Origin of the sequence: Prevotella sp. AM34-19LB (assembly GCF_003468525.1) — a bacterium.
Taxonomy (GTDB): domain Bacteria; phylum Bacteroidota; class Bacteroidia; order Bacteroidales; family Bacteroidaceae; genus Prevotella.
Genome location: NZ_QSIG01000003.1, coordinates 43,094 through 64,531 on the forward strand (window position 1 = coordinate 43,094; position 21,438 = coordinate 64,531).

General features: G+C 45.9%; 17 protein-coding genes and 1 pseudogene. 11 read left to right on the plus strand and 7 right to left on the minus strand.

Annotation, left to right across the window (positions count from 1 at the left end; all coding sequences use genetic code 11):
- Positions 1-62 precede the first annotated feature (62 nt).
- Together DW830_RS17225 and DW830_RS17230 are read right to left on the minus strand one after the other, a co-directional pair.
- Positions 63-800 (minus strand): M16 family metallopeptidase, encoded by a 738-nt coding sequence (locus DW830_RS17225; protein ID WP_410524477.1) that lies wholly within the window; start codon positions 798-800, stop codon positions 63-65.
- Positions 719-1,246, minus strand: a complete 528-nt coding sequence (locus DW830_RS17230) for a M16 family metallopeptidase (RefSeq protein ID WP_410524475.1) — start codon at positions 1,244-1,246, stop codon at positions 719-721. The genes DW830_RS17225 and DW830_RS17230 overlap by 82 nt, the downstream gene beginning before the upstream one ends.
- Positions 1,247-1,430: 184 nt before the next feature.
- On the opposite strand from DW830_RS17230, the gene DW830_RS01555 reads away from it, so the two are divergent.
- The 3 genes from DW830_RS01555 (at position 1,431) to DW830_RS01565 (ending at position 5,006) form a co-directional block, all read left to right on the plus strand.
- On the plus strand, positions 1,431-2,366 hold the full coding sequence (locus DW830_RS01555; RefSeq protein WP_119248615.1) for a carbohydrate kinase family protein: 936 nt from the start codon (positions 1,431-1,433) through the stop codon (positions 2,364-2,366).
- A 12-nt stretch (positions 2,367-2,378) separates the two neighbouring features.
- Positions 2,379-3,566 carry an FprA family A-type flavoprotein gene (locus DW830_RS01560; protein WP_119248616.1) on the plus strand — a complete coding sequence of 396 codons (1,188 nt, stop codon included), beginning with the start codon at positions 2,379-2,381 and terminating at the stop codon, positions 3,564-3,566.
- Positions 3,567-3,755: 189 nt separating this feature from the next.
- Positions 3,756-5,006: an ATP-binding protein gene (locus tag DW830_RS01565; RefSeq protein ID WP_119248617.1), complete on the plus strand. Its 1,251-nt coding sequence runs from the start codon at positions 3,756-3,758 to the stop codon at positions 5,004-5,006.
- Positions 5,007-5,092: 86 nt separating this feature from the next.
- Here DW830_RS01565 and DW830_RS01570 read toward each other — a convergent pair whose 3' ends face one another.
- The gene (locus tag DW830_RS01570) at positions 5,093-5,623 is read right to left on the minus strand and encodes a TIGR00730 family Rossman fold protein (RefSeq protein ID WP_119248618.1); all 531 of its coding nucleotides are present in this window, start codon (positions 5,621-5,623) and stop codon (positions 5,093-5,095) included.
- A gap of 195 nt (positions 5,624-5,818) precedes the next feature.
- Between DW830_RS01570 and DW830_RS01575 the strand changes: the two genes are divergently transcribed.
- From DW830_RS01575 to DW830_RS01595, 5 genes are all read left to right on the plus strand, one after another.
- Positions 5,819-6,016: a hypothetical protein gene (locus DW830_RS01575; protein WP_369973472.1), complete on the plus strand. Its 198-nt coding sequence runs from the start codon at positions 5,819-5,821 to the stop codon at positions 6,014-6,016.
- A gap of 89 nt (positions 6,017-6,105) precedes the next feature.
- Entirely contained in the window at positions 6,106-6,267 is a 162-nt protein-coding gene (locus DW830_RS15695) for a hypothetical protein (RefSeq protein ID WP_158573408.1), read from the plus strand.
- Between the two features lie 543 nt (positions 6,268-6,810).
- Positions 6,811-7,281 (plus strand): hypothetical protein, encoded by a 471-nt coding sequence (locus DW830_RS01585; protein ID WP_119248620.1) that lies wholly within the window; start codon positions 6,811-6,813, stop codon positions 7,279-7,281.
- A 4-nt stretch (positions 7,282-7,285) separates the two neighbouring features.
- Entirely contained in the window at positions 7,286-8,650 is a 1,365-nt protein-coding gene (locus DW830_RS01590; protein ID WP_119248621.1) for a leucine-rich repeat domain-containing protein, read from the plus strand.
- Positions 8,651-9,099: 449 nt separating this feature from the next.
- Positions 9,100-10,413 carry an ATP-binding protein gene (locus DW830_RS01595; protein WP_119248622.1) on the plus strand — a complete coding sequence of 438 codons (1,314 nt, stop codon included), beginning with the start codon at positions 9,100-9,102 and terminating at the stop codon, positions 10,411-10,413.
- Positions 10,414-10,635: 222 nt separating this feature from the next.
- On the opposite strand, the pseudogene DW830_RS17235 reads toward DW830_RS01595, so the two are convergent.
- A pseudogene (locus tag DW830_RS17235) lies at positions 10,636-11,984 on the minus strand (DUF3843 family protein).
- A 327-nt stretch (positions 11,985-12,311) separates the two neighbouring features.
- On the opposite strand from DW830_RS17235, the gene DW830_RS01610 reads away from it, so the two are divergent.
- The 3 genes from DW830_RS01610 to DW830_RS16220 all read left to right on the plus strand — a co-directional run bounded on the left by DW830_RS01610 (position 12,312) and on the right by DW830_RS16220 (position 17,105).
- Entirely contained in the window at positions 12,312-14,276 is a 1,965-nt protein-coding gene (locus tag DW830_RS01610) for a DEAD/DEAH box helicase (protein ID WP_119248625.1), read from the plus strand.
- 169 nt (positions 14,277-14,445) lie between these two features.
- Positions 14,446-15,945, plus strand: coding sequence for a hypothetical protein (locus DW830_RS16215; protein WP_233544330.1), 1,500 nt, complete (start codon positions 14,446-14,448; stop codon positions 15,943-15,945).
- The gene (locus DW830_RS16220) at positions 15,942-17,105 is read left to right on the plus strand and encodes a hypothetical protein (protein WP_233544331.1); all 1,164 of its coding nucleotides are present in this window, start codon (positions 15,942-15,944) and stop codon (positions 17,103-17,105) included. Before DW830_RS16215 ends, DW830_RS16220 begins: the two co-directional genes overlap by 4 nt.
- 243 nt (positions 17,106-17,348) lie before the next feature.
- Here the strand turns inward: DW830_RS16220 and DW830_RS01620 are convergent, their stop codons facing one another.
- From DW830_RS01620 to DW830_RS15700, 3 genes are all read right to left on the minus strand, one after another.
- Positions 17,349-19,490 (minus strand): S46 family peptidase, encoded by a 2,142-nt coding sequence (locus tag DW830_RS01620; RefSeq protein ID WP_119248626.1) that lies wholly within the window; start codon positions 19,488-19,490, stop codon positions 17,349-17,351.
- A gap of 32 nt (positions 19,491-19,522) precedes the next feature.
- The gene (locus DW830_RS01625) at positions 19,523-20,689 is read right to left on the minus strand and encodes a Fic family protein (protein WP_119248627.1); all 1,167 of its coding nucleotides are present in this window, start codon (positions 20,687-20,689) and stop codon (positions 19,523-19,525) included.
- 387 nt (positions 20,690-21,076) lie between these two features.
- Positions 21,077-21,217: a hypothetical protein gene (locus DW830_RS15700; RefSeq protein ID WP_158573409.1), complete on the minus strand. Its 141-nt coding sequence runs from the start codon at positions 21,215-21,217 to the stop codon at positions 21,077-21,079.
- Positions 21,218-21,438: the final 221 nt, after the last annotated feature.

The window sequence follows — 21,438 nt, forward strand, 5'->3', positions numbered from 1 at the left end:
ACCGTAGGGAGTGATAACTTCTTTAACTTCAATCAATTCCCTCACTTGTGAATCTTGGATTGTTACTTGAAAATCAGGGTGGTGAGCCTGTCTTTGTCGAACAGATCCTGAGCTACAGCTTGAATCTGGGCGGCGGTAATCTCATCCACCTGCTCGTAGAGGCGGTCAACGTTCTTCTCCCAGCCATAATGCAGGAAGCTCTTGCCGAAGTCGAGGGCGAAGTTCTCGCGGTTGTCGCAAGCCACGCCTATCTGACCCTTTATCTGCTTCTTGGCAGCCTTGAGCTGCGCATTGCTCAAAGGCTTCTGCATAAACTTATCCAGCTCCTTGCGAACCAGGCGGAGGCAGCGCTTCACATCGTGCTCATCGCAGCCGAAATAGATGCTCCAGGTGCCCGTGTCGCCATAGGAAACCATCGTGCTTTCTACGGTGTAAACCAAGCCATTGTGCTCTCTGAGGGCGAGGTTCAGCTTGGCGTTCATGCCCGGTCCGCCCAGCATATTGTTGAGCAGATAGAGCGGCATTCGTCGGTCGTCGTTCACATCGTAAGCCCGGGTTCCAATCATCACATGAGCCTGATGCGTATTCTTCTGCACCACAATCGTCTGCCCGGCAATCTCTTCTCCCACAGATGGATAATTTTCAAGTCCCACAGATTTCACAGATGACACAGATTTTTTATTTCCCACAGAATCTGCGAGCGCCCTCCCGATAAGCTTCACCAGCTTCTTAAAATCAATATCCCCATAAGCGAAGAATATTGCATTATCCGGCCGATAAAGTTTCTGCGTGAAGCGCAGCGCATCCTCGGTGGTAAAGCGGCGAACCTGCTCGGCAGTGCCAGAATATTGTGCCCCAGCGGCGAACCCTTGAACAGGATATTCTCTAATTCATCGTAAATCAGTTCGGCAGGCGAATCATTATAGCTCTCTATCTCATCGCAGATTACCTCTACCTCCTTATCTATTTCCGCCTGCGGATAAACCGAGTGGAAGACTATGTCGGAAAGCAGATCCACGGCCCTTGCAATGTGCTCCTTCAGGATGGCGGAGTAATACACCGTGCCCTCCTTGTTGGTATAGGCATTCAGGTCGCCGCCCACGCTCTCCAGACAGTTGAGAATGTGCCACGCCTTGCGGCGCTCAGTGCCCTTGAAGGTGACGTGCTCGCAGAAGTGCGCCAAGCCTTCTTCGCCCGGCTCCTCATTGCGGGTGCCGGCGTTTATCTGATAGCCGCAATACACCACCTTGCTATCCGAGGCAGGTGGATGATGCGGAGTCCATTATCTAATGTATAAGTATTGTATTTCATTTCAAGGTGCAAAGTTACATTGAAAATGTAATGAATCCAAAAAAATGGGCATTTATTTTGCATTATCGCCAAAAAGAATTATCTTTGCCCCCAAAAAATATAAATAGAGACATAAAACAATGCGTAAGGTTATAGGAATAGGAGAGACCGTGCTTGATATCATCTTCAAGAACGGCAAGCCGATAGAGGCTGTACCGGGTGGCTCATCGTTCAATGCAGTCATCTCGTTGGGACGTTCGGGCGTGAACGCTTCGTTTATCAGCGAGGCGGGCAACGACCGTATTGGTGAGTATGTGATTCAGTTTCTGAGAGATAATGGGGTGAATGCCGACAACGTGAGCATCTTCCCGGAATCAAAGTCGCCGCTCTCGCTGGCGTTCCTCGACGAGAACAACAATGCCGACTACATCTTCTACAAGGACCATCCCCACGACCAGCTGGAGTTTGCCACTCCGGAAATCAATCCTGGCGACATCGTGCTCTTCGGTTCGTTCTTCGCCCTGAATCCTGTGGTTCGCCCTCAGGTGGCAGGTTTCCTGGAGTACGCCAAGAATCACGGCGCCATCCTCTATTACGACATCAACTTCCGTGCTTCTCATCAGAACGAAATCATGAAGATTACGCCTAATCTGATAGAGAACCTGGAGTTTGCCGATTTCGTGCGTGGAAGCCACGAAGACTTCGGAATCCTCTATAAGAAACCGGAGGCTGACAAGGTGTATAATGCTGAAATCAGTTTCTACTGCAAGAAGTTTATCTGCACCCAGGGCGCTGAGCCTGTAGAGGTGAGAGCCGAGAACGGCTTTGCCAAGAGTTATCCTTCGGAGAAGATGAAGCCGGTGAGCACCATCGGAGCCGGCGATAACTTCAATGCCGGTTTCGTATTCGGACTGATCAAGGATGGAATCACCCGCGAGGATATCGACCGTGGATTATCTGAGGCGCAATGGGACAGCCTCCTGAAGAGCGCCCAGGAGTTCTCCACCGAATGCTGCAAGGACATATACAATTATGTTTCCAAGGAATTTGGAGAAGAAAAGAAGAAGGAATTATAAAAATATAAGGATATGACAGAAATTACAAACAAGATTTATTACGTAGGCGTTAACGACCGCAACAAGCATCGTTTTGAGGGCCTCTGGCCTTTGCCTAACGGAGTGAGCTACAACTCTTATATCATTGACGATGAGAAGGTAGCGCTGGTAGATACTGTAGAGGTAGATTTCTTCACCCAGTTCCTCGAGAACATTCACGAGGTGATTGGCGACCGCGAAATCGATTACCTCATCATCAACCACATGGAACCTGACCACAGCGGCTCCATCGCCCTCATCAAGAAATATTACCCTAATATCAAGATTGTGGGCAACAAGAAGACCCTGGGAATGCTGGAAGGCTTCTATGGCGTTACCGACGATGTGGTAGAGGTGAAGAATGGCGAAACCCTCTCTCTGGGCAACCACGAGCTGAGCTTTGTTCTCATCCCTATGGTTCACTGGCCAGAGACGATGGTTACCCTGGATGCGAAGAACAAGGTGCTCTTCTCGGGCGATGCGTTCGGCTGCTTCGGAGCGCTGAATGGCGGAATCATCGATACGGAAATCAACTGCGAGACTTTCTGGCTGGAGATGGTTCGCTACTATTCAAACATTGTGGGTAAGTATGGAATCCCTGTTCAGAATGCGTTGAAGAAGTTGGCAGGCGTGGAGCTGGATTACATCTGCTCAACCCATGGTCCGGTTTGGCACGAGCATATTGAGAAGGTTATCGGCATGTATGATAAGATGTCGAAGTACGAGACGGAGCCGGGCCTCGTTATCTGCTACGGCACCATGTATGGCAACACCGAGCGTATGGCAGAAATCATCGCCCGTGCAGCAAGCAAGGCAGGCGTGAAGAACATCGTGATGTATAATATCTCGAAGACTCACCACAGCTATATCCTGCGCGACATCTTCCGCTACAAGGGTCTCATCGTGGGTGCTCCAACCTACAATGCCGGTCTTTATCACGAGATGGAGGTTCTCCTCTCCGAGCTTGCCAATAAGGACGTCAAGAACCACCTTCTTGGCTGGTACGGTTCTCATTGCTGGGCAAGCAAGGCTGTGGCTAAGATTCAGGAGTGGAACGAAACCAAGCTCCACTACGAGCCAGTGGGCGAGCCGGTGGATATGAAGCAGGCGATTACTCCAGAGGTGAAGGAGCAGTGCGAGGCGCTGGGTAAGGCGATGGCTGAGAAGCTGCTGGCGGAATAAAAGTTTAAGGGCGGAAGAACAACTGGGGGTTAACAGAGTTAACAGTTAACAGTTGTTTTTCCGCTCTTTCTTTGTTTAAATACCTTTAAATATTTCGTGTAAATTACGATAAAACTTGGTGAAGTTGTGTAAAAAGCGTATATTTGCGACAGAAAACCGTGTCTTGACACAAAAAAACGTCATAAAACTATGTATTTTGAACGTAAAGCATACTTGAAAGAACTCATCTCGGCAGAAGGCAATGGGATGATAAAGATTATCACCGGCATTCGCCGTTGTGGTAAATCCTTCCTTTTGTTCAACATCTTCCGCAAGCATTTGCTTGAAAGAGGTGTTGCGGAAGATCATATCATACAAGTAAATCTTGAAGACCGTAGAAACAAGAAACTCCGTGATCCTGATGCTTTGCTGGAACATATCGATGCTTTGATGAAAGATAAGGATAGGTATTATATTCTCTTGGATGAGGTTCAGATGGTGAAGGAGTTTGAGGATGTGCTCAACTCTTATCTCCATGTGGAAAATGCCGAAGTGTATGTTACTGGTTCCAATGCCCGATTTTTATCGAAGGATGTGATAACTGAATTTCGTGGTAGAGGTTGGGAAATCCGAATCCATCCACTGAGTTTTGCCGAATACTACGAGGTGGTAGGAGGAGAGGAGCGTCAAGCCCTGGAAACCTATTATCTTTATGGTGGATTGCCTGCTGTGGCGCAGATGGAAACTCCGGAAGCGAAACAGAACTATCTTCGAGAGATTTATGAGACGGTTTATCTGAAGGATGTTTTGGAGCGTAATCGCCTGAAGAATTCTGATGGGATGCGCGAGTTGGTGCGCCTTCTGGCTTCTACGATTGGTTCTTGTACGAATGTGCAGAGAATTTCTAATACGTTCAAATCTGTTGGAGGAGTGGAAATCGGTACTAAAACTATTGGCAGGTATCTGGAGAACCTGCAGGATTCCTTCATCATCAGCGAGGCTTTGCGCTATGATGTGAAAGGACGCAAATATATTGGTACTGGTACCAAGTATTACTTCGAGGACATCGGTATCAGAAATGCCGTGGTAGATTTCCGGCAGATAGAATACACTCATATTATGGAGAACGTGGTTTATAACGAATTGCGGAAGCAGGGTTATACTGTGGATGTGGGATCGGTGGCAAGCTTCAAGCGGGATGAGAATGGCAAGCTGCAGCGTAGGAATCTTGAGATAGATTTCGTGGTGAACCGTCATGATGAACGCCTCTATATCCAGTCGGCTTATGCCTTGCCTGATAAGGAGAAGGTAGATCAGGAGCAGGCTTCTCTTTTGAATGTAAACGATGGCTTCCGCAAACTGATAATCGTAGGGGATAGGTATCGTTCGGGTTATAATGAAGAAGGCATTCTGATGATGAGCCTCTCCGATTTCCTTTTGGGGAAAGAAAATAAGGGATAGATGGTCTTGAAGAAAATATCAAGAGCGGAAGAACAACTGGGGTTAACAGAGTTAACAGTTAACAGTTGTTTTTCCGCTCTTTCTCCTTAAATGCACATTTTTGCCAGTTCTTCCAGGTTATCCGCCACTTCAATTACATCCCGCCAATTGCCACGAATTACCCCCTTATCAGCCATGTCATCCAGCAGGGCGATGGTGGAGTTCCAGAAGCCTTTCATGTTGTAGAGAATCACCATCTTGTGATGGTAGCCGATGGTGTGGGCGGCGGCGATGGTGAAGATTTCATCCAGGGTGCCGATGCCGCCAGGAAGGGCTACGAAGATGTCGCTCTGGGCAAGCATCAGGTCCTTGCGGTCGCTGAGATTATCACACGGGATCTCGATGTCGAGGTCAGGGAAGGTTCTGCCGCCTCGCTCTACAAGCGTAGGAACCACACCGATGGTTCTGCCGCCATTCGCCTTTACAGCCTTGCCGATGCAATCCATCAGTCCGGAGTTGCAGCCGCCGAAAACCAGGTCGTGCCCGTTCTCAGCCATCCACTTTCCCATCTCTTCTGTCATCGTGAAGAAGTCGGGGTCGATATTCTTATTTGCTGAACAAAAAACTGCTATTTTCATATCTTTATTTTCTATTTGATGATGTCTTATCTGTTGTTTATTGATGTTTAGGCAAAGGTACGCAAAAAAATCGAGATTATTGGGCTCTTTTTGCGGATAATTTCTTAATTTTGCAAACAATAACTAATCTTATAAACAGGAAGATAGATTTCTTATCGACAAACCTCACATCGCTCCCTCGCCTGTCCGAAACCGATGCTCTTCATCAATGGCACAAAAGACAAGCTCTTTCCGGTACCTGGCGTAAAGGATGCTTTCGCAGAAATGCACAAGGTTTGGAAGAGTCAGGGAGCTGATAATCTGCTGGATACGGAACTTTGGGACATTCCTCATTCCTGCGGTTTGAAGGCGCAGGAGAAAATGCTGGAGTTTCTGGATAAGAATCTGAAATAGGGGTTAACAGTTAACAGCTGTTTTTCTGTACCTTCTCCTCTTAAATATCAAAAGTTTACTTGTGTACTTATTCCATCACTCCCGATTATGTGGCTTGGTTAATCAAGCGCAGGGAGTTGTTCAAGCAGGCAACAGGAACGAAGAAGACTCTCCATCTAACGATGATAACTTCGTATGGTGTGGAGCATAATGCCGGTTGGCAAAACATTCAGAACGAGGTGGTGCTGGATGATTTGTTCAAAGTAGAATAGATAAAGGGCTTTTGTGGCTGTTGTGTGCCCTCACACAACAGAATCTTTATGTTTCTTGAAAAAAATAATCGGAAATGATACGACTATCCGATTATTTTCATTACCTTTGCACGCAGATACCCGTTCGCTCACGCCGAGTTGATGCTTTTCTTCCTTTTTTATAGAGAGATGGTTGAGACGAGGACTTGGGAGGGTAGAGGTGTCGTGACATAATATAGAGCGTTTACTTGGCGCTTTGTTCTAGACTGATTGAAACTTCGCAAACTTCAAGGATTGTCATGAGCAATGCAACGGTAGATGCCCTCGGGATGTGTTTTAGCCACATCCCTTTACTGGTATGGCTTATTGCGACAAGTGATAAGTCTTATATCCGTATAGGGGAAAGTGTACACATATCGGCGTGGGCTTCGACGTTGCTCGTTCAACAATCCTGGGCAATGCGAAGGCCTCAATCAGTGGGACGAGTAACGAGGAGATCCCACGCTTTCCGTTTATTTTATTCGCTAACCTTGGGATGATGGGTTGGTAAGGAAAGGAATATAAATGTTTAGATTGCAAATCAGTCCTTATCAAGGTACAAACCAGGGTGAGGTGATAGCTTTAGGCGAAGCTTCTGAAGCGAAGTTTAAATTTATCGGAGAACTTGATGGAAACAAGGCGATGAAAGGTGCCGTGTTTCAGATTGTGTCCCCAACAGAAAAGTTATTAATTTGGAATGGTGCTGTAAACGACACTGGCTTGGAAAAATTCTTTCAAGAAAGTGGGTTGCAAGATAAACTATTCAGAAAAATACAAGGTACTAAAGTTGATGGGTTAGCAAGAATGATTTCTTCTTCTGATAGATTTGTTTTTACAAATAGTGATGTGGTTTCTGTTGGAGGAGACGTGTTCTCTTTTGAGGGGCTCTTAACAATTCGTGATGATAAAAGAGGAGTTCTATCAATTACGGGAAGAATGATAGTACAGGGTAATAATGTTTCTGAAGTATCAGAAGTAGAAATTAATAAAGATTAGGCTTATGAAAACAATGAAATTGAAAGGATTATTTTTGTGTTTAGTGTTTCTTTTGTGCAACGCTACAAGCCATGCTGCTGATGATTTGATAACTCGGCAAGTTACAATCAAACTGGATAAGGCTGGTACATTACCAGACAAGATTGGAAGTAGTAAGAAGTATAAGATTACGAATCTGAAGATTGTAGGTGAAATAAATGGTACGGATTGGCGTTTGATTCGTGATATGGCTTCTGAGGATGATTACGGCCGTACCAAAGGAAAGCTATCTACATTAGATTTGTCTGATGCTAAAATTGTAGGTGGTGGAAATTCGTATATTAATATTGATGGCGATTCTTATTATACCTCTAATGATAAGTTGGGCAATTATGCTTTTTATGATTGCGGTGTTTTGACTAACTTGACTATCCCTTCCAGTGTTACTTCGATAGGTGAATCAGCTTTTAGATATTGCCGTGGTTTGACTAGCTTGACTATCCCTTCCAGTGTTACTTCGATAGGTGAATCAGCTTTTGAATATTGCCGTAGTTTGACTAGTTTGACCATCCCTTCCAGTGTTACTAAGATACGGCATTATGCTTTTAGATATTGCAGTGGTTTGACTAGCTTGACCATCCCTTCCAGTGTTACTTCGATAGGCATGTATGCTTTTAGTGGTTGCTGTGTTTTGACTAACTTGACTATCCCTTCCAGTGTTACTTCGATAGGCTCGTACGCTTTTGAAGGTTGCAATGGTTTGACTAACTTAACCATCCCTTCCAGTGTTACTTCGATAGGATGGAATGCTTTTAGTGATTGCAGTGGTTTGGCTAGCTTGACCATCTCTTCCAGTGTTACTTCGATAGGTGAATCAGCTTTTAGTGGTTGCAGTAGCTTGACAAATCTATATTATATAATAGATGATGAATTTGAGACTTATTTGTCGAAAGGTCATCCTTATATAGGCGTAAATTGTGGAATTGAGTATTATCTGAATGATAAGAAAATAACATCAGTAGTAATACCTTCAACTATTACAGAGATGGGAAAATATGCCTTTCAGAATTGTAGAGATTTGACCTCTGTTTATATTAGCTGGCCAACTCCAATCTCTGCTGGCTCTGCATTTTCAGGTGTAGGTATAAGTAAGTGTACATTATATGTACCACAAGGAACAGAACAAGACTATTGGCTTGCTGATGTTTGGGGCGATTTTGGAAATATTGTAGAATATGATCCTACAGGAATCGACAGGGTAACAACCTCTACCGATGCCAAGGAACTCTCTCGCTATTCTGTAAATGGTCAGCAATTGTCTGCTCCAGCCAAGGGCTTGAACATCGTGAAGTATAGCGATGGTAGTGTGAAGAAAGTTGCTGTTCAATAGTTTCGGCTAACGAACGCAATATAATGATAGATTCAAGTAATTTTGTAGATGAGTAAGTTAATTAAAATTTTTAGCAAGTATGTGGAATACCATGTTTTTGTTAATTTTGATTTGCTGTGTACGCGTGCACATCAACGTCAATCTTTAAGCGAAAGTTTGCTTTTCCCTCTTTGGATATTCTAGAACACTCGAAGAGGAAAGAATTATTAAATCAATCATCATTGGGAGTGAAGCCTGCTAACTCCCTCTTATCAGATCAGTAGGTAAAGAATTCTTTTGGGCACGAGTAATCGTGCCCTTTTTGATTTCTAATCTGTCTTATATCTTAACTTTTTGTCTTTTATTTCCCCAAAAGTATGTTTTTTTTCGAGATTTGGGGATTTTGACGACAAAATATTGTATCTTTGCACTGTTTATTTAACGCACATTAATTTAACGGCTGTTACATTATGAAGTTTTATGATCGGAAAAAGGAGATAGAGATACTGCGCAGGAACTGGGAAAAATCGGCTGAGCATTCCCTTTTCACTGTAATGATAGGCAGAAGGCGTATCGGAAAGACGCTTCTCTTGCTCAAGACTGAGCAAGAGCAGAAGATGCTGTATCTATATGTGTCGAAGGACAATGAACGTGTGTTGGTGGAGAAATTCCAAAAGGCAGCAGAGGAAGTGCTGGGACTTCATGTATATGGTAGAATGGAGACTTTTGCACAGTTCTTCGAGCAAATCATGAAGTATGGAAAGGAACATCATTTTACCATCGTCTTCGATGAGTTCCAAAACTTTTTGAAGGTAAATCCAGCCATCCCAAGCCATATTCAGGACATTTGGGATAGATACCACGAATCAACAATGGTCAATCTCGTGGCTTGTGGCAGCATCTATAGCATGATGCACAAAATCTTCGATAACGATGACGAGCCTCTATATGGCAGGAAGGATTGCGAGATAAGGCTCAAGCCATTTAGGATAAGCATTATCAAGGAAATCTTGCATGACTATAACCCCAACTATACTTCTGAAGATTTGCTTTGCCTGTATATGTTGACTGGTGGTGTAGCTAAATACATCGCCTTGCTGATGGATGCAGGAGCGACCGATAAAGAGAGTATGCTCCGCTGGGCAACAAGCTCGGAAAGTCCTTTTATCACAGAGGGTAAGGAAATTGTGTTGTCGGAGTTTGGCAAGGATTATGCCAATTATCTCAGTATCTTGCAGCTGGTGGCTGGGGGAATGACAGTTCAGAACCAGATAGATAATATCATCGGCAAGAATACGGGTACCTATCTGAAGCGACTGGAGGAAGACTATAACTATGTGAGCAAGTTGACACCGATGTTTAGCAAGCCTGGCAGTAGAAATCTCAGGTGGAGTGTTGAAGATTGCTTCCTGCGCTTCTGGTTCCGTTTCGTCTTGCCTAATCAAACTTTGATAGAAACGGAGCGCAACGACTTGCTCTTGGAAATCGTGGAGCGAGATTACAATGACTATACGGGGCTAGTACTGGAACAATATTTTCGCCAAAAGATTGCTGAGGAAGAGCGTGTTACCTTGGTCGGAAATTATTGGGATAGGAAAGGAATGAACGAGATAGACCTTATCGCACTCAACGATATTGACAAGACGGCATTGGTGGCAGAAGTGAAGCGTAATGCCGACCGATATAATCCTAAACTCTTACAGGAGAAATTTGAATCGATTCGTAGTAATTTCGGAAAGTATAACGAAGTGCAGCTGATAGGCTTGTCTATGCAGGATATGTAAGGCAGAAGTGTTTTGCTTGTATCTTCATTCCATTTACTCCCGATTATGTGGCTTGGTTAATCAAGTGCAAGCAAATTTTAAATTAGTGATTTTGGAATAACTAACTGAGAAATTACTAAAAATAAAAAAGAGCGGAAGAACAACTGGGGGTTAACAGAGTTAACAGTTAACAGTTGTTTTTCCGCTCTTTCTTCTCTAAACTTTTGAATATTCTGTATGATTTTACCACAATTCTGCTGGCGACAGATCCTTGTCTTTTCTGCCCATCAGATAGTAATCGGCAAGGAACTGAAGGTTTGCCTGGGTAATCTTCAAGCCTGCCTCCCTGATGTATCGGCTGGTGAAGATATTGGCGTCAGGCAACATATTATTCTCTATCAGCTTGCACACAATCTCGTATGGGAATGGGCGGCCATTGCCGCTGATGATTCCGAAGCTGTCATCCTCAGCGCGCTCAGCGTTGTAGTAAGGATTCTCAGGCGAAGCGATGCAGTGGGCGAGGCCGAAACTGATATTGATACCCGTATAAGGACTTGCGCTCACGATGATGCCTTTTTCGTATTTCTGTGGGAATCGGATATCCTTAGGCAATTCGAATTCTATCTCATTGAGGAACTCCTTCAGGGTCTTCACATCCTCCAGGAAGATGAACTTGTCGCCATAATCCTTTGCCTTCAGCAGGTTGTAATCGTGGATAGCCTTCTCGCGATCTACGCTCGCCTCCATCTTCTCAATCTTCTCCTTGAATTCCTTGTCCTCCCAAAGCTTGTGGGTAGCATTTCTGCCGTAATCTTCTCAAGCCACTCTAAGGAAGTAAGCGCCAGAAGATTGCTTCTGCTGGCAATGGTCATCTCCATCTGTACGGAGTAGGCCATAGGCTCTGTAAGTCCCTGAGGAGAATTTGCCATCTGCTGGAGAGCGAACTGCAGGCGCTGGCGATTGCCCACATTGAAGTAGCAGCCATAGTGGAACCAAGCCAACGTGTCGCGGCGGTGGATTTCGTCGAGCTGCTTCTCTTCTTCTTCATTCTGATTCTCCAGTACAGGCATTTCGCTCAGATAGGTAATCAGACGCTCATTCTCAGGCGCAGTCTCATATTCCTTGTCGAGCAGATTATAGGCAAGCTTGGCAGCCAGCGTCATCGTACTGAAGAGGAAAGGAACGGCTTCCTGAATGTAGGTGCTCTGCTGGTAATGGTGCCAGCACAGGAACTTGATGTCGGCGAAGTTGATTTCTTCCGGATCGTAGGCTGGAACATCTTCGTTCAGGGTATTCGGAACGAAATCGTCCTCGTTCTCATAGAAAGGAAGGTAGGAACCGTAGCGCTTCTTGCATTCCGCAGTAAACGTCTTCCAGATTCCTGCGCCGGAAATCACATCCTCAAAGTAGCCCGCAATGCTGAGTGCAAGCTGCTTGGCATCCTCCACATTCTTAAACTGATGGGTGAAGCACGCCTCGTCGAGGGCGTGGTATATTTCGTTAGCCAGTTCTGTATAGTACTGATCTACTTCGTTTGGTTTCTCGTATGGATGCATTGCCATCCAATCCTGGGTGAAAATTACCTTTTTCATTTTTTTCGATTCTTTGTTATTCGAGGTTAAGCGATGTCGTTGTGACGCGATATTCGTTCTTCTCGGTTGATGTTTATGATTCTTGTTAGCCAGTTCGGAGCAATATTGTCCGAATTATCTGTAAAGATAATGCAAAGATAATGAATTCTGCGCAAAAAATGCAAGAAATTCGCAGTTTTTTCGTATCTTTGCACCCGAATTTAGGCAATCTTAATAAATGCGTACGATTGCCGCAAGCGTTTCGGAAGGATTTTGCACCCTAATTCATGGCTGGGAGGGTGAATTCGGCCTTCCATTTTGATTATAATGAATTAAGGTTAAAAAGATTTGAAGACATTTGAAGAATTGGGCGTGAGCGAGGAGATTCGCCGTGCCATCGAAGAGCTTGGATTTGAGAATCCAATGCCAGTTCAGGAAGAAGTAATCCCATATTTGCTTGGTAATAAGAACGACGTGATTGCGTTGGCGCAGACCGGTACGGGTAAGACTGCATCTTACGGTATTCCGGTAATCCAGAAGACTGATGCTAGCAGCAAGCAGACACAGGCTATCATCCTCAGTCCTACACGTGAGCTCTGTCTCCAGATAGCAGACGATTTGAACAGTTTTGCCAAGTACATCGACGGTTTGCATATTGCCGCTGTTTATGGCGGTACCGACATCGGAAGCCAGATTCGCACCCTGAAGCATGGTGTGCAGATTATCGTGGCTACCCCTGGCCGTCTGCTCGATTTGATTAATCGTGGCGTGGCTCAGTTGGAGAACGTGAACAACGTGGTACTTGATGAGGCTGACGAGATGCTGAACATGGGCTTCTCTGAGAGCATCAATGCCATCTTCGAGAACGTTCCGGAAGATAGAAACACTCTGCTCTTCTCGGCTACCATGAGCAAGGACATCGAGAAGATTGCCCTCAACTATCTGCACGACCACAAGGAAATCGTGGTGGGTTCGCGCAATGAGGGTGCTGAGCATGTAAACCACATCTACTATCTGGTAAATGCCAAGGATAAGTATCTCGCCCTGAAGCGCGTGGTGGATTTCTATCCACGCATCTTTGCGATTATCTTCTGCCGCACCAAGCTGGAGACTCAGGATATTGCGGATAAGCTCATCAAGGATGGTTATAATGCAGAGGCGCTGCACGGCGACTTGAGTCAGCAGCAGCGTGACCTCACCATGCAGAAGTTCCGCAACCATACCGTTCAGTTCCTGGTGGCTACCGATGTGGCTGCCCGTGGTTTGGACGTAGATGATCTGACTCACGTTATCAACTATGGTTTGCCTGATGATGTGGCAAGTTACACCCACCGAAGTGGTCGTACGGGTCGTGCCGGAAAGAAGGGAACATCCATCTCTATCATCCATACCAGAGAGAAGTTCAAGGTTCGCCAGATAGAGAAGCAGATTGGCAAGGACTTCGTGGATGGCGTTTTGCCAACCCCAGAGGAAATCTGCAAGAAGCAGCTCTTCAAGACCATGGACGACATCATGAAGACCGATGTGGATGAGGATCAGATTGAACCATACATGGCTGAAATCAACCGCCAGTTTGAGTACATCGACAAGGAGGACATCATCAAGAAGATGGTAACCATCACCTTCGGTAAGTTCCTCGATTACTATAAGAATGCTCCTGAGATTATCAAGCCGGAAACAGGCAAGGGTTCCCGTGGCGGCGAAGGTCGTGGAAGCCGTGGTGAAGGCCGTGGCAAGGTTTCCAATGGTCGCAGAAAGCATGAGACAGAGGCTGGTTTCAAGCGCCTGTTCATCAACCTGGGTAAGGCTGATGGTTTCTATCCGGGCGAAATCATGCAGTATCTGAACAAGCACGTGAAGGGTCGCCAGGAGGTGGGTCACATCGACCTGCTGAGTAAGTTTGCCTATATCGAGGTGCCTGAGGAGGATGCTAAGCGCGTGATGAAGGCATTGAACGGTACTGAGTACAAGGGCAGAACCGTAAGATGTAACGATGCTGATGAGGAAGGTCATGGCAGAGCAGCCCGTGGCGGTCGCAGTTCTGAGGGCAGAGGCGCCCGTTCTTCAGAAAGAGGAGGTCGTAGCTCGGAAGGTCGTGGTCGCAGAGGTTCTTCTGATGATGCAAGAGACTCTCGTGGAAAGGGAGGACGTGGAAGCCGTGGCGAATCTCGTGGCGGCAGAAAGTCTCGCCCTCAGGAGGATACAGGCGATTGGCGCCAGTTCTTCCAGAACAACGACAACGTGAAGTTCAAGGGTGAGGAGCCAAACTTCGAGGAAGAAGGTTGGGCTCGTCGCAGACCTAAGAAGAAGTAAAGCATAGTGGCTTTTTTCATAAATCATATTTTGCGGTAAAAATACAGCAATTTCTTTGGTAAATTGCGGTGTTTTTACCGCAATTTTTGTATATTTGCAGCCGTAAACATCAAATTTATTGTATCTTTATACGCAATTTTAACCCTAAAAGATATTCTGTAATAAGTTAATGAAGAAAACTATTCTTATCGCTTGTCTGGGACTGGTAAGTCTGGGCTTGCAAGCACAGAGCATTTCGCTCGCTGGTGAATGGAATGTAGAGTTGGGAAAGAGCGGTAGTGCTTTTGCCAAGAATAAGCGTGCCTCGCAGGGTGAGGTGAAGCGAGCCATCCTTCCCGGTACCATCGATACGAACCGTCTGGGATTCGCTCCGAAAGATACGATGGAGACTACGCATCTTACGAGACTCTATGCCTATAAAGGAGCTGCAAGATATTCCAGAACCATCAATATCCCGAAGGATTGGAAGAAGAAACCGGTGGAACTCTTCCTGGAGCGTACCCGACCGACATGGGTGTATGTGGATGGAGAACTGGTGGATTCCTGTAACTTCGTCTCTACTCCTCAGCGCTATCTTCTACCAAAGAAGGTGAAGCCGGGCAAGCATCTCCTGGAAATCGTGGTGGATAATGGAAGAGGTGTGCCTGATCAAGTTTACGGCTCTAGCCATGCTTATACGGAAGATACGCAGACCAACTGGAATGGAATTATCGGAAGGATAGAACTCCAACTTGTCAGTTCAGTAGAGAGCAAATCTGCAGAAACTCTAACAGGAACAATCCCTAGCCGTTCTGTAGCTTCTCCTTCCGCCCTTCAGATGCCTGATTTCGCAAGGGATTTCCATATTGAGGGTGCTCACTTTTATGCCAATGGTCATAGGATATTTCTTCGTGGCAAGCACGATGCGGCTGTATGGCCGCTGACGGGACATGTGGAGATGAGCGTGGAAGGCTGGATGAAATATCTCGGAATCTGCAAGGAGTATGGAATCAATCATGTGCGCTTTCATTCCTGGTGCCCACCGGAGGCGGCTTTCGTGGCAGCGGACAGTCTGGGAATCTATCTCCAGCCGGAACTTCCTTTCTGGGGTTCTTTCGACAAGAAGGATGAAAGGCTGATGGCGTTCCTGCATCAGGAAGGCGAGAACATCCTCAGAGAATACGGTCATCATCCTTCTTTCAGAATGATGGCGCTGGGTAATGAACTCTGGGGCGACATCGACAAGATGAAGGAGTTTGTGGATGATTTCCGCAAGATTGCGCCCGATAAATACTATACCTTCGGAAGCAATTACTATCTCGGTTATCAGGGAATAAAAGAAGGAATGGATTACTTCACCACTTGTCGAATCGGAGGTGAGGGATGGGGCAAATACAATACCCATACCCGTGGTTCCTTCTCGTTTGCCGACGCTTACGATGGAGGAATGATCAATCATTTCCATCCTAATTCTACGATGAACTTTGATGAGGCTTGCGATAAGGCAGGAATCCCAATCATCTCTCACGAAACAGGACAGTTTCAGACCTATCCTGATTATCGGGAGATGAAGAAATACACCGGAGTGCTTCATCCTTATAACTTTGAAGTGTTCCGTCGCAGGCTGGCTGCAGCCGGAATGCTCTCGCAGGCAGATGATTTCCACAAGGCTTCGGCTTATGGAGCGTGAAACTCTATAAAGCCGATATAGAGATGGATTTGAGAACCCGGAATATGGCGGGCTTCCAACTGCTCGATATTCAGGATTATCCCGGTCAGGGAAGTGCTTTCGTAGGCATTCTCGATGCTTTTATGGAGAGCAAGGGAATTACTACGCCCGAGGAATGGCGCCAGTGGTGTTCGCCTGTAGTTCCTCTGCTGGAAGTGGAGAAATTCTGCTTCGAGGACGGAGAGAAGATTCAGGCTAAGGTTAAGGTTGCCAACTATGGCGGTTCTTCGCTGAAGGGCAAGAAACTGAAATGGCGTCTGGCTGAGGATGAGGGAGTATTGAACATCTTTTCATACGATGAAGGTTTGGTGGATGTGGGTGAACTGAATGGTGTTTTCCACGTGCAGAAACCTACCAAGCTGCTTCTTACATTAAACATTGAAGGAACTGAGGCGAGAAACTCCTACGAACTTTGGGTTTATCCGAAGAAGGCTTTGGAAAAGAAGGGCGTCATCATTGCCAGAGATTTGAACCAGGAAGTAGTGAAAGTCTTGGAAAAGGGTGGAAAGGTGCTTTGGATGCCTACGGCTTCCAGCCATTTTGTGGCTGCCGATGATAAGGCTTTGCAGTCAGATAATTCGGTTTTGCAGTCAGATAACGCTACTCCTTATACTGTTGGCGGACTCTTCCAGACCGATTACTGGAACTATCGCATGTTCAAGACCATCTGCGAGAACAACAAGAAGAAGGTTTCTCCAGGAACTCTGGGCATTCTGACGAATCCGGAACATCCGATATTCAAGGGATTCCCTACGGAGATGCACACCAACTGGCAATGGTTCCCGGTTATCAAGGAATCGCATCCGCTGGTGCTTGACAACTTCGCCAAGGATTATCGCCCTATAGTTCAGGTGATAGATAATATTGAGCGGAACCATAAACTTGGCTTGGTGATGGAATGGAAGGTGGGAGCCGGAAAGCTCCTCGTCTGCATGAGCGATTTGGAGAAGGCAGCCAAATATCCGGAAGGCAAGGCTTTCTATCAGAGTGTAATTGATTACATGCGCTCTGCCGATTTCAATCCATCTGCAGAAATAACGGTGGATGAATTGAAGAAGAAACTCGCAGAAGAGCCTAGAAAGATTACGATGAAGGAATTGAATAATATCTCGCAATATTAAATAGGGATTCTGCAAGTTGCGATTCTGCAAGTTGCGAATCTATAAGATAAGCAATAGCGAAACAGCAGAATAAAGTAAGAGCGGAAAGCCAGGAGTTAACAGGTTAACAGTTAACAGCTGATTTTCCGCTCTTTTTATATTATCCTGAGATTAATCTTTGTCCTGAGATTAATCTTTATTCCAGGATAAACTTTTATTCCAGGAAAAACCTTTATATCATCTCTGTTGATTCAGAGATAGGATTTACTTCGCATTGATCTCCTTCAAGAGGCGGTCTGCGTGTCCCCACTTATCCATCAGGTAGAGCACATAGCGAATATCTACACCAATGCAGCGAGCTAGGCGCTTGTCGAAGTTGATATCAGAGCTGAGGCTGTCCCAGTTGCCATCGAAGGCAAGACCAATCAACTCGCCCTTGCCGTTGAACATAGGGCTACCAGAATTACCGCCGGTAATATCGTTGTTGGTGAGGAAGCAGAGCTGCATCTTGCCAGTCGTCTTGTCCTGATACTTGCCGAAATCCTTCTCTGAGAGGAGCTCGTGCATGATAGGCTCAGCGTAGTAATCGATAACCTTATCGCCCTTCTTCATCTTCTCTACGATGCTCTCGGCTGTGGTATAGTAGCCAGATGGCTTGCCACCGAGGTCGAAACCGCCTACCTGACCGTAGCTCAATCGCATGGTGAAGTTGGCGTCGCTGTAGTGAGGCATGTCTTCCTCCATACGGAGCTTGGCAGCACAGAGATACTTCTCCTGCTCGGCGATGCTATCGTTGATGCTGCCCATTTGAGCAGCGAAATCTGCAAATACATCGTTCAGATCCATACCGAAGCTTACGCCTGGATCCTTCTCATATCCCTTCTTGTTGAAGTAGAGCTTGGCGCCCTTCTTCATAATGAGCGACTTCTCCCAGAGATAATCCACATACTTGGCGTAGTTGCCGCCAAACTCAGCGTCGATGGTCTTGTAGAACTTAGGCAACCATTTTGCATCTACGTGCTCCTTGTAGTTCTTCAAGAGGGTAGCGAGCACCTCTTTGTCGAGCGCCATATCCCATTCTGCAGAGTTATCTTCAAACTCATGATACTGCTTCTTCTTGTTCTTCTCAGGACCCTTCACCTCCATGTTGGTCTGGAGCTTGATGGCACGGGTAGAGAACTCGATGTTGCTTCTTCTGGTGAAAGACTCAGCGAAGTTGGTCCAGGCATACTTCACGTCTGCGCTCTCCTTATAAAGTTTGGCGAGCTTGTCGAAATCTACCTTGTGGGCAAGGTCGTTGGCTGCCTTGGCTGTATCCTGCCAAGCACGGAGACGGGTTTCGTACTCACGCTTCAGATTCACGATGCCGATAGAGTCGATACACTTGTTCATACCGATGGCATTTTTCCAGTAGTTGGAAGAGCTGGCGTACTTGCTGTCGTATTTGATGCGTACAGCCTCGTCGGCACGCATGTGCTTCTGCATCACCTCCTGCTTTACGCCACGAACCTGGGCACGAGGAGCATTCTCTGCATCGCGCATGGTCTGGATTCCGTAGCTTGAAAGATAGCGCTCTGTGCTGCCTGGGTAACCCATGGTCATCGCATAGTCGCCATCCTTGTAACCCTGGAGAGAAACCTGTGCCCAACGCTTTGGATGATAAGGCACATTATCCTTGCTGTAGGCAGCAGGACCATTGGTCTTAGGGTCGGCATAGATGCGGAATACTGAGAAGTCGCAGGTCTGGCGAGGCCACATCCAGTTGTCGGTATCGCCACCAAACTTACCCATAGACTTTGGTACGGTGAAAACCAGACGCAGGTCGGTGAAGTCGCGATAGGTAGTAGCGTACCACTTGTTGCCCTCGTAGAAAGGCTGAACGGTGATATGGAGGGTAGAATCGTTCTTCTTCACCTCCTTAGTCATCTCGTTCTCCAGAGAATCGATGAGTTCATCGCGCTTCTTGTTGTCGAGTTTGTCGTATCCGAGGCTCATCACCTTATCGGTTACATCCTTCTGTTCAACCATAAAGCTGACGAACATATTCTCGTTAGGCAATTCCTCAGCGTAAGATTTAGCAAAGAAACCGTTGAGCATATAGTCGTGCTCCACGGTAGAGTGGCTTCTGATAGCCTCGAAACCGCAATGGTGGTTGGTAAATACCAAACCGTCTGGAGAAACGACTACGCCTGAGCAGTAGCCAGAGAAATTAACCACAGCATTCTTCAAGGCGTTCTCGCCGTTGTAGAGCTGGTCGTAAGTCATACTGAAACCTTCGCGCTGCATCATCTCATACACAGCGTTAGGTAAGTTGTAAATCGTCCACATTCCCTCGTCAGCGTGTGCGGTGTTGATTCCGCAGAACGCCATGATAGAGGCGATAAGGACCGTTGCTTTTTTCTTCATTACTTGTTTTGTTTTCTATTTTTATTATGATGTTATTTATTCTTTTTCTCGTTCCATTCTTTCCAAATCTTTGCCTGTTCTGTCATTCGATATTGCTGGCGTGGATGTCTTGGGGTGTTTGGATATTTCCTTTCAATAGCTTTTTCTGAGAGGGCAGCGTTTAAATATAGTTCACTAAAACTTTTTCTGTCCTTTAGTCCGATTGCACCCATAATTTCCGCAGATGTCATATATTCATCGTTAAAGGATAGAATAAGAGTCTCCACATGTTGACTGAACTTGTGGGGTACTTGTGGGGTACTTGAGGATAGCTTGCGGAGTACTTGTGGGGTACCTATTCTTGGCTGCTCTTTCCAATCATCGGTCGGTCGGATATGCAAGTATCTGTTTTTGAGCACCCAGCTATCTTTTAGGAGTAAGTTTCTGAAGAAACGAACCAGGTAGATAGGAGAGTAATCTATGCCTTTCTGAATGTTTCGATAGTTGGCACGAACCAGGGCATTGCGGAAATACCAAGAGTGCTTGGCAAACATCTCATTATTCACCTTATAGCCTAAAGAGCGAAGATATTGGATGGTGAAAATCGCCGTGGTTCGGGTGTTGCCCTCTCTGAAAGCGTGGATTTGCCAGATGCCTGAAATGAATTTGGCAATATGCTCAATCTTCTCATCATCCGTCAGACCTTTATATGAGAAGTTCTTCTCCTGCTCAATATCCCAGTCCAAGGCTCTTCGCAAGTCTTCCCAATTCAGGTAGTTTACGGAATCTCCTTCGAGCACCCATTCCTTCTTGGAAATATCGTATTGGCGGATTTCGCCTGCGTGCTTGAATACCCCCTCGAATATTCTTCGATGCAGGGAAACATATCCATTGGTATTGAAGGCAAAGGTCTTGCTGGCGAGAATCTTCGCGATGTTGGCTGAAACCTTATCTGCCTCTTCCTCGTCTTCATCTTTAGGTGTGCGAACCGTCTTGCTCTGATAGTAGAAATCAATCAGTTTTCTTGTTTCATCCAGAGAGATTTCCCCTTCGATGTTTCGCTTAGCCACATCTATGAGATACGCCGATGGGTGCAGCCCATCTACAGCCTGCAATCCGATAGCTGTCTTCCAGTTCTCGGCACTTTCCTTCTGCGAAGGTTCTCCTTGTCGAAGATACTCGTCGAAGGATGCGAACTCGTTGATAATATCTTTATTCATAGATGTAATGCTTGGTATTTGACTTTGCAAAGTTACAACTATTTCCCGAAATTACCAATGATTTAGGGCAAAATATTAAAGAATTATACTTTTCTTCATTAAGTTTTCGAGTAATTTGGCGAATACTTCTTGTAAGTATCCAAGCCGTTTACGGCTCGTTCATACACATACACAGAACTTATATCCAACAACTCATCGCCCATCAGCTGATATCCGCTTGCACAACAGGTGTTGGACGAGCGCATATCAGCTGTTATGCAAGCGCACAACAGCTGTTGTGCGGCTGAAGATATAGGCTTCTCCGGCTTATAACATTAATTCTTCCGGCAACAAGTAAAGGTTACTCCGAAGACTTTTTACGTAAAACCGATGCAACAATGATAGCACTTACAAGGCACGATGATAGTACTTACAAGCAACAGCGATAGTACTTACAAGGCGCAAAGACGTTACTGAGAGGTCGCCATGATAGTACTGACGAGGCGTAAAGCGGCTTGTAGCGCTTATTGCCTCACTATGGCACAACATTGCCCCTTACCAGGCAATAATCTGCCATTGCCAGGCACAAAACGATACGTCGGGAGCTTTTTTTATAAAAGCACCACTCTTCTTTTTACTCTTCACTCTTCACCAAATCGGCTGAAACCCCGATAAACACTGGGGTTGCGAGAGGTGAAGAGTTACGTACCACTCTTCACCACTCTTCACCTTCGGATTGCGCACGGAATTGAATCGGATGCTCGCCCTGT

Excerpts from the sequence above, each read along its gene's own strand:
- DW830_RS01555 (WP_119248615.1), top strand. The coding sequence starts at position 1,431 with ATGCGTAAGGTTATAGGAATAGGAGAGACCGTGCTTGATATCATCTTC.
- DW830_RS01560 (WP_119248616.1), top strand. The coding sequence starts at position 2,379 with ATGACAGAAATTACAAACAAGATTTATTACGTAGGCGTTAACGACCGC.
- DW830_RS01565 (WP_119248617.1), top strand. The coding sequence starts at position 3,756 with ATGTATTTTGAACGTAAAGCATACTTGAAAGAACTCATCTCGGCAGAA.
- DW830_RS01570 (WP_119248618.1), bottom strand. The coding sequence starts at position 5,623 with ATGAAAATAGCAGTTTTTTGTTCAGCAAATAAGAATATCGACCCCGAC.
- DW830_RS01575 (WP_369973472.1), top strand. The coding sequence starts at position 5,819 with ATGCTCTTCATCAATGGCACAAAAGACAAGCTCTTTCCGGTACCTGGC.
- DW830_RS01585 (WP_119248620.1), top strand. The coding sequence starts at position 6,811 with ATGTTTAGATTGCAAATCAGTCCTTATCAAGGTACAAACCAGGGTGAG.
- DW830_RS01590 (WP_119248621.1), top strand. The coding sequence starts at position 7,286 with ATGAAAACAATGAAATTGAAAGGATTATTTTTGTGTTTAGTGTTTCTT.
- DW830_RS01595 (WP_119248622.1), top strand. The coding sequence starts at position 9,100 with ATGAAGTTTTATGATCGGAAAAAGGAGATAGAGATACTGCGCAGGAAC.
- DW830_RS16215 (WP_233544330.1), top strand. The coding sequence starts at position 14,446 with ATGAAGAAAACTATTCTTATCGCTTGTCTGGGACTGGTAAGTCTGGGC.
- DW830_RS01620 (WP_119248626.1), bottom strand. The coding sequence starts at position 19,490 with ATGAAGAAAAAAGCAACGGTCCTTATCGCCTCTATCATGGCGTTCTGC.
- DW830_RS01625 (WP_119248627.1), bottom strand. The coding sequence starts at position 20,689 with ATGAATAAAGATATTATCAACGAGTTCGCATCCTTCGACGAGTATCTT.
- DW830_RS15700 (WP_158573409.1), bottom strand. The coding sequence starts at position 21,217 with ATGTTGTGCCATAGTGAGGCAATAAGCGCTACAAGCCGCTTTACGCCT.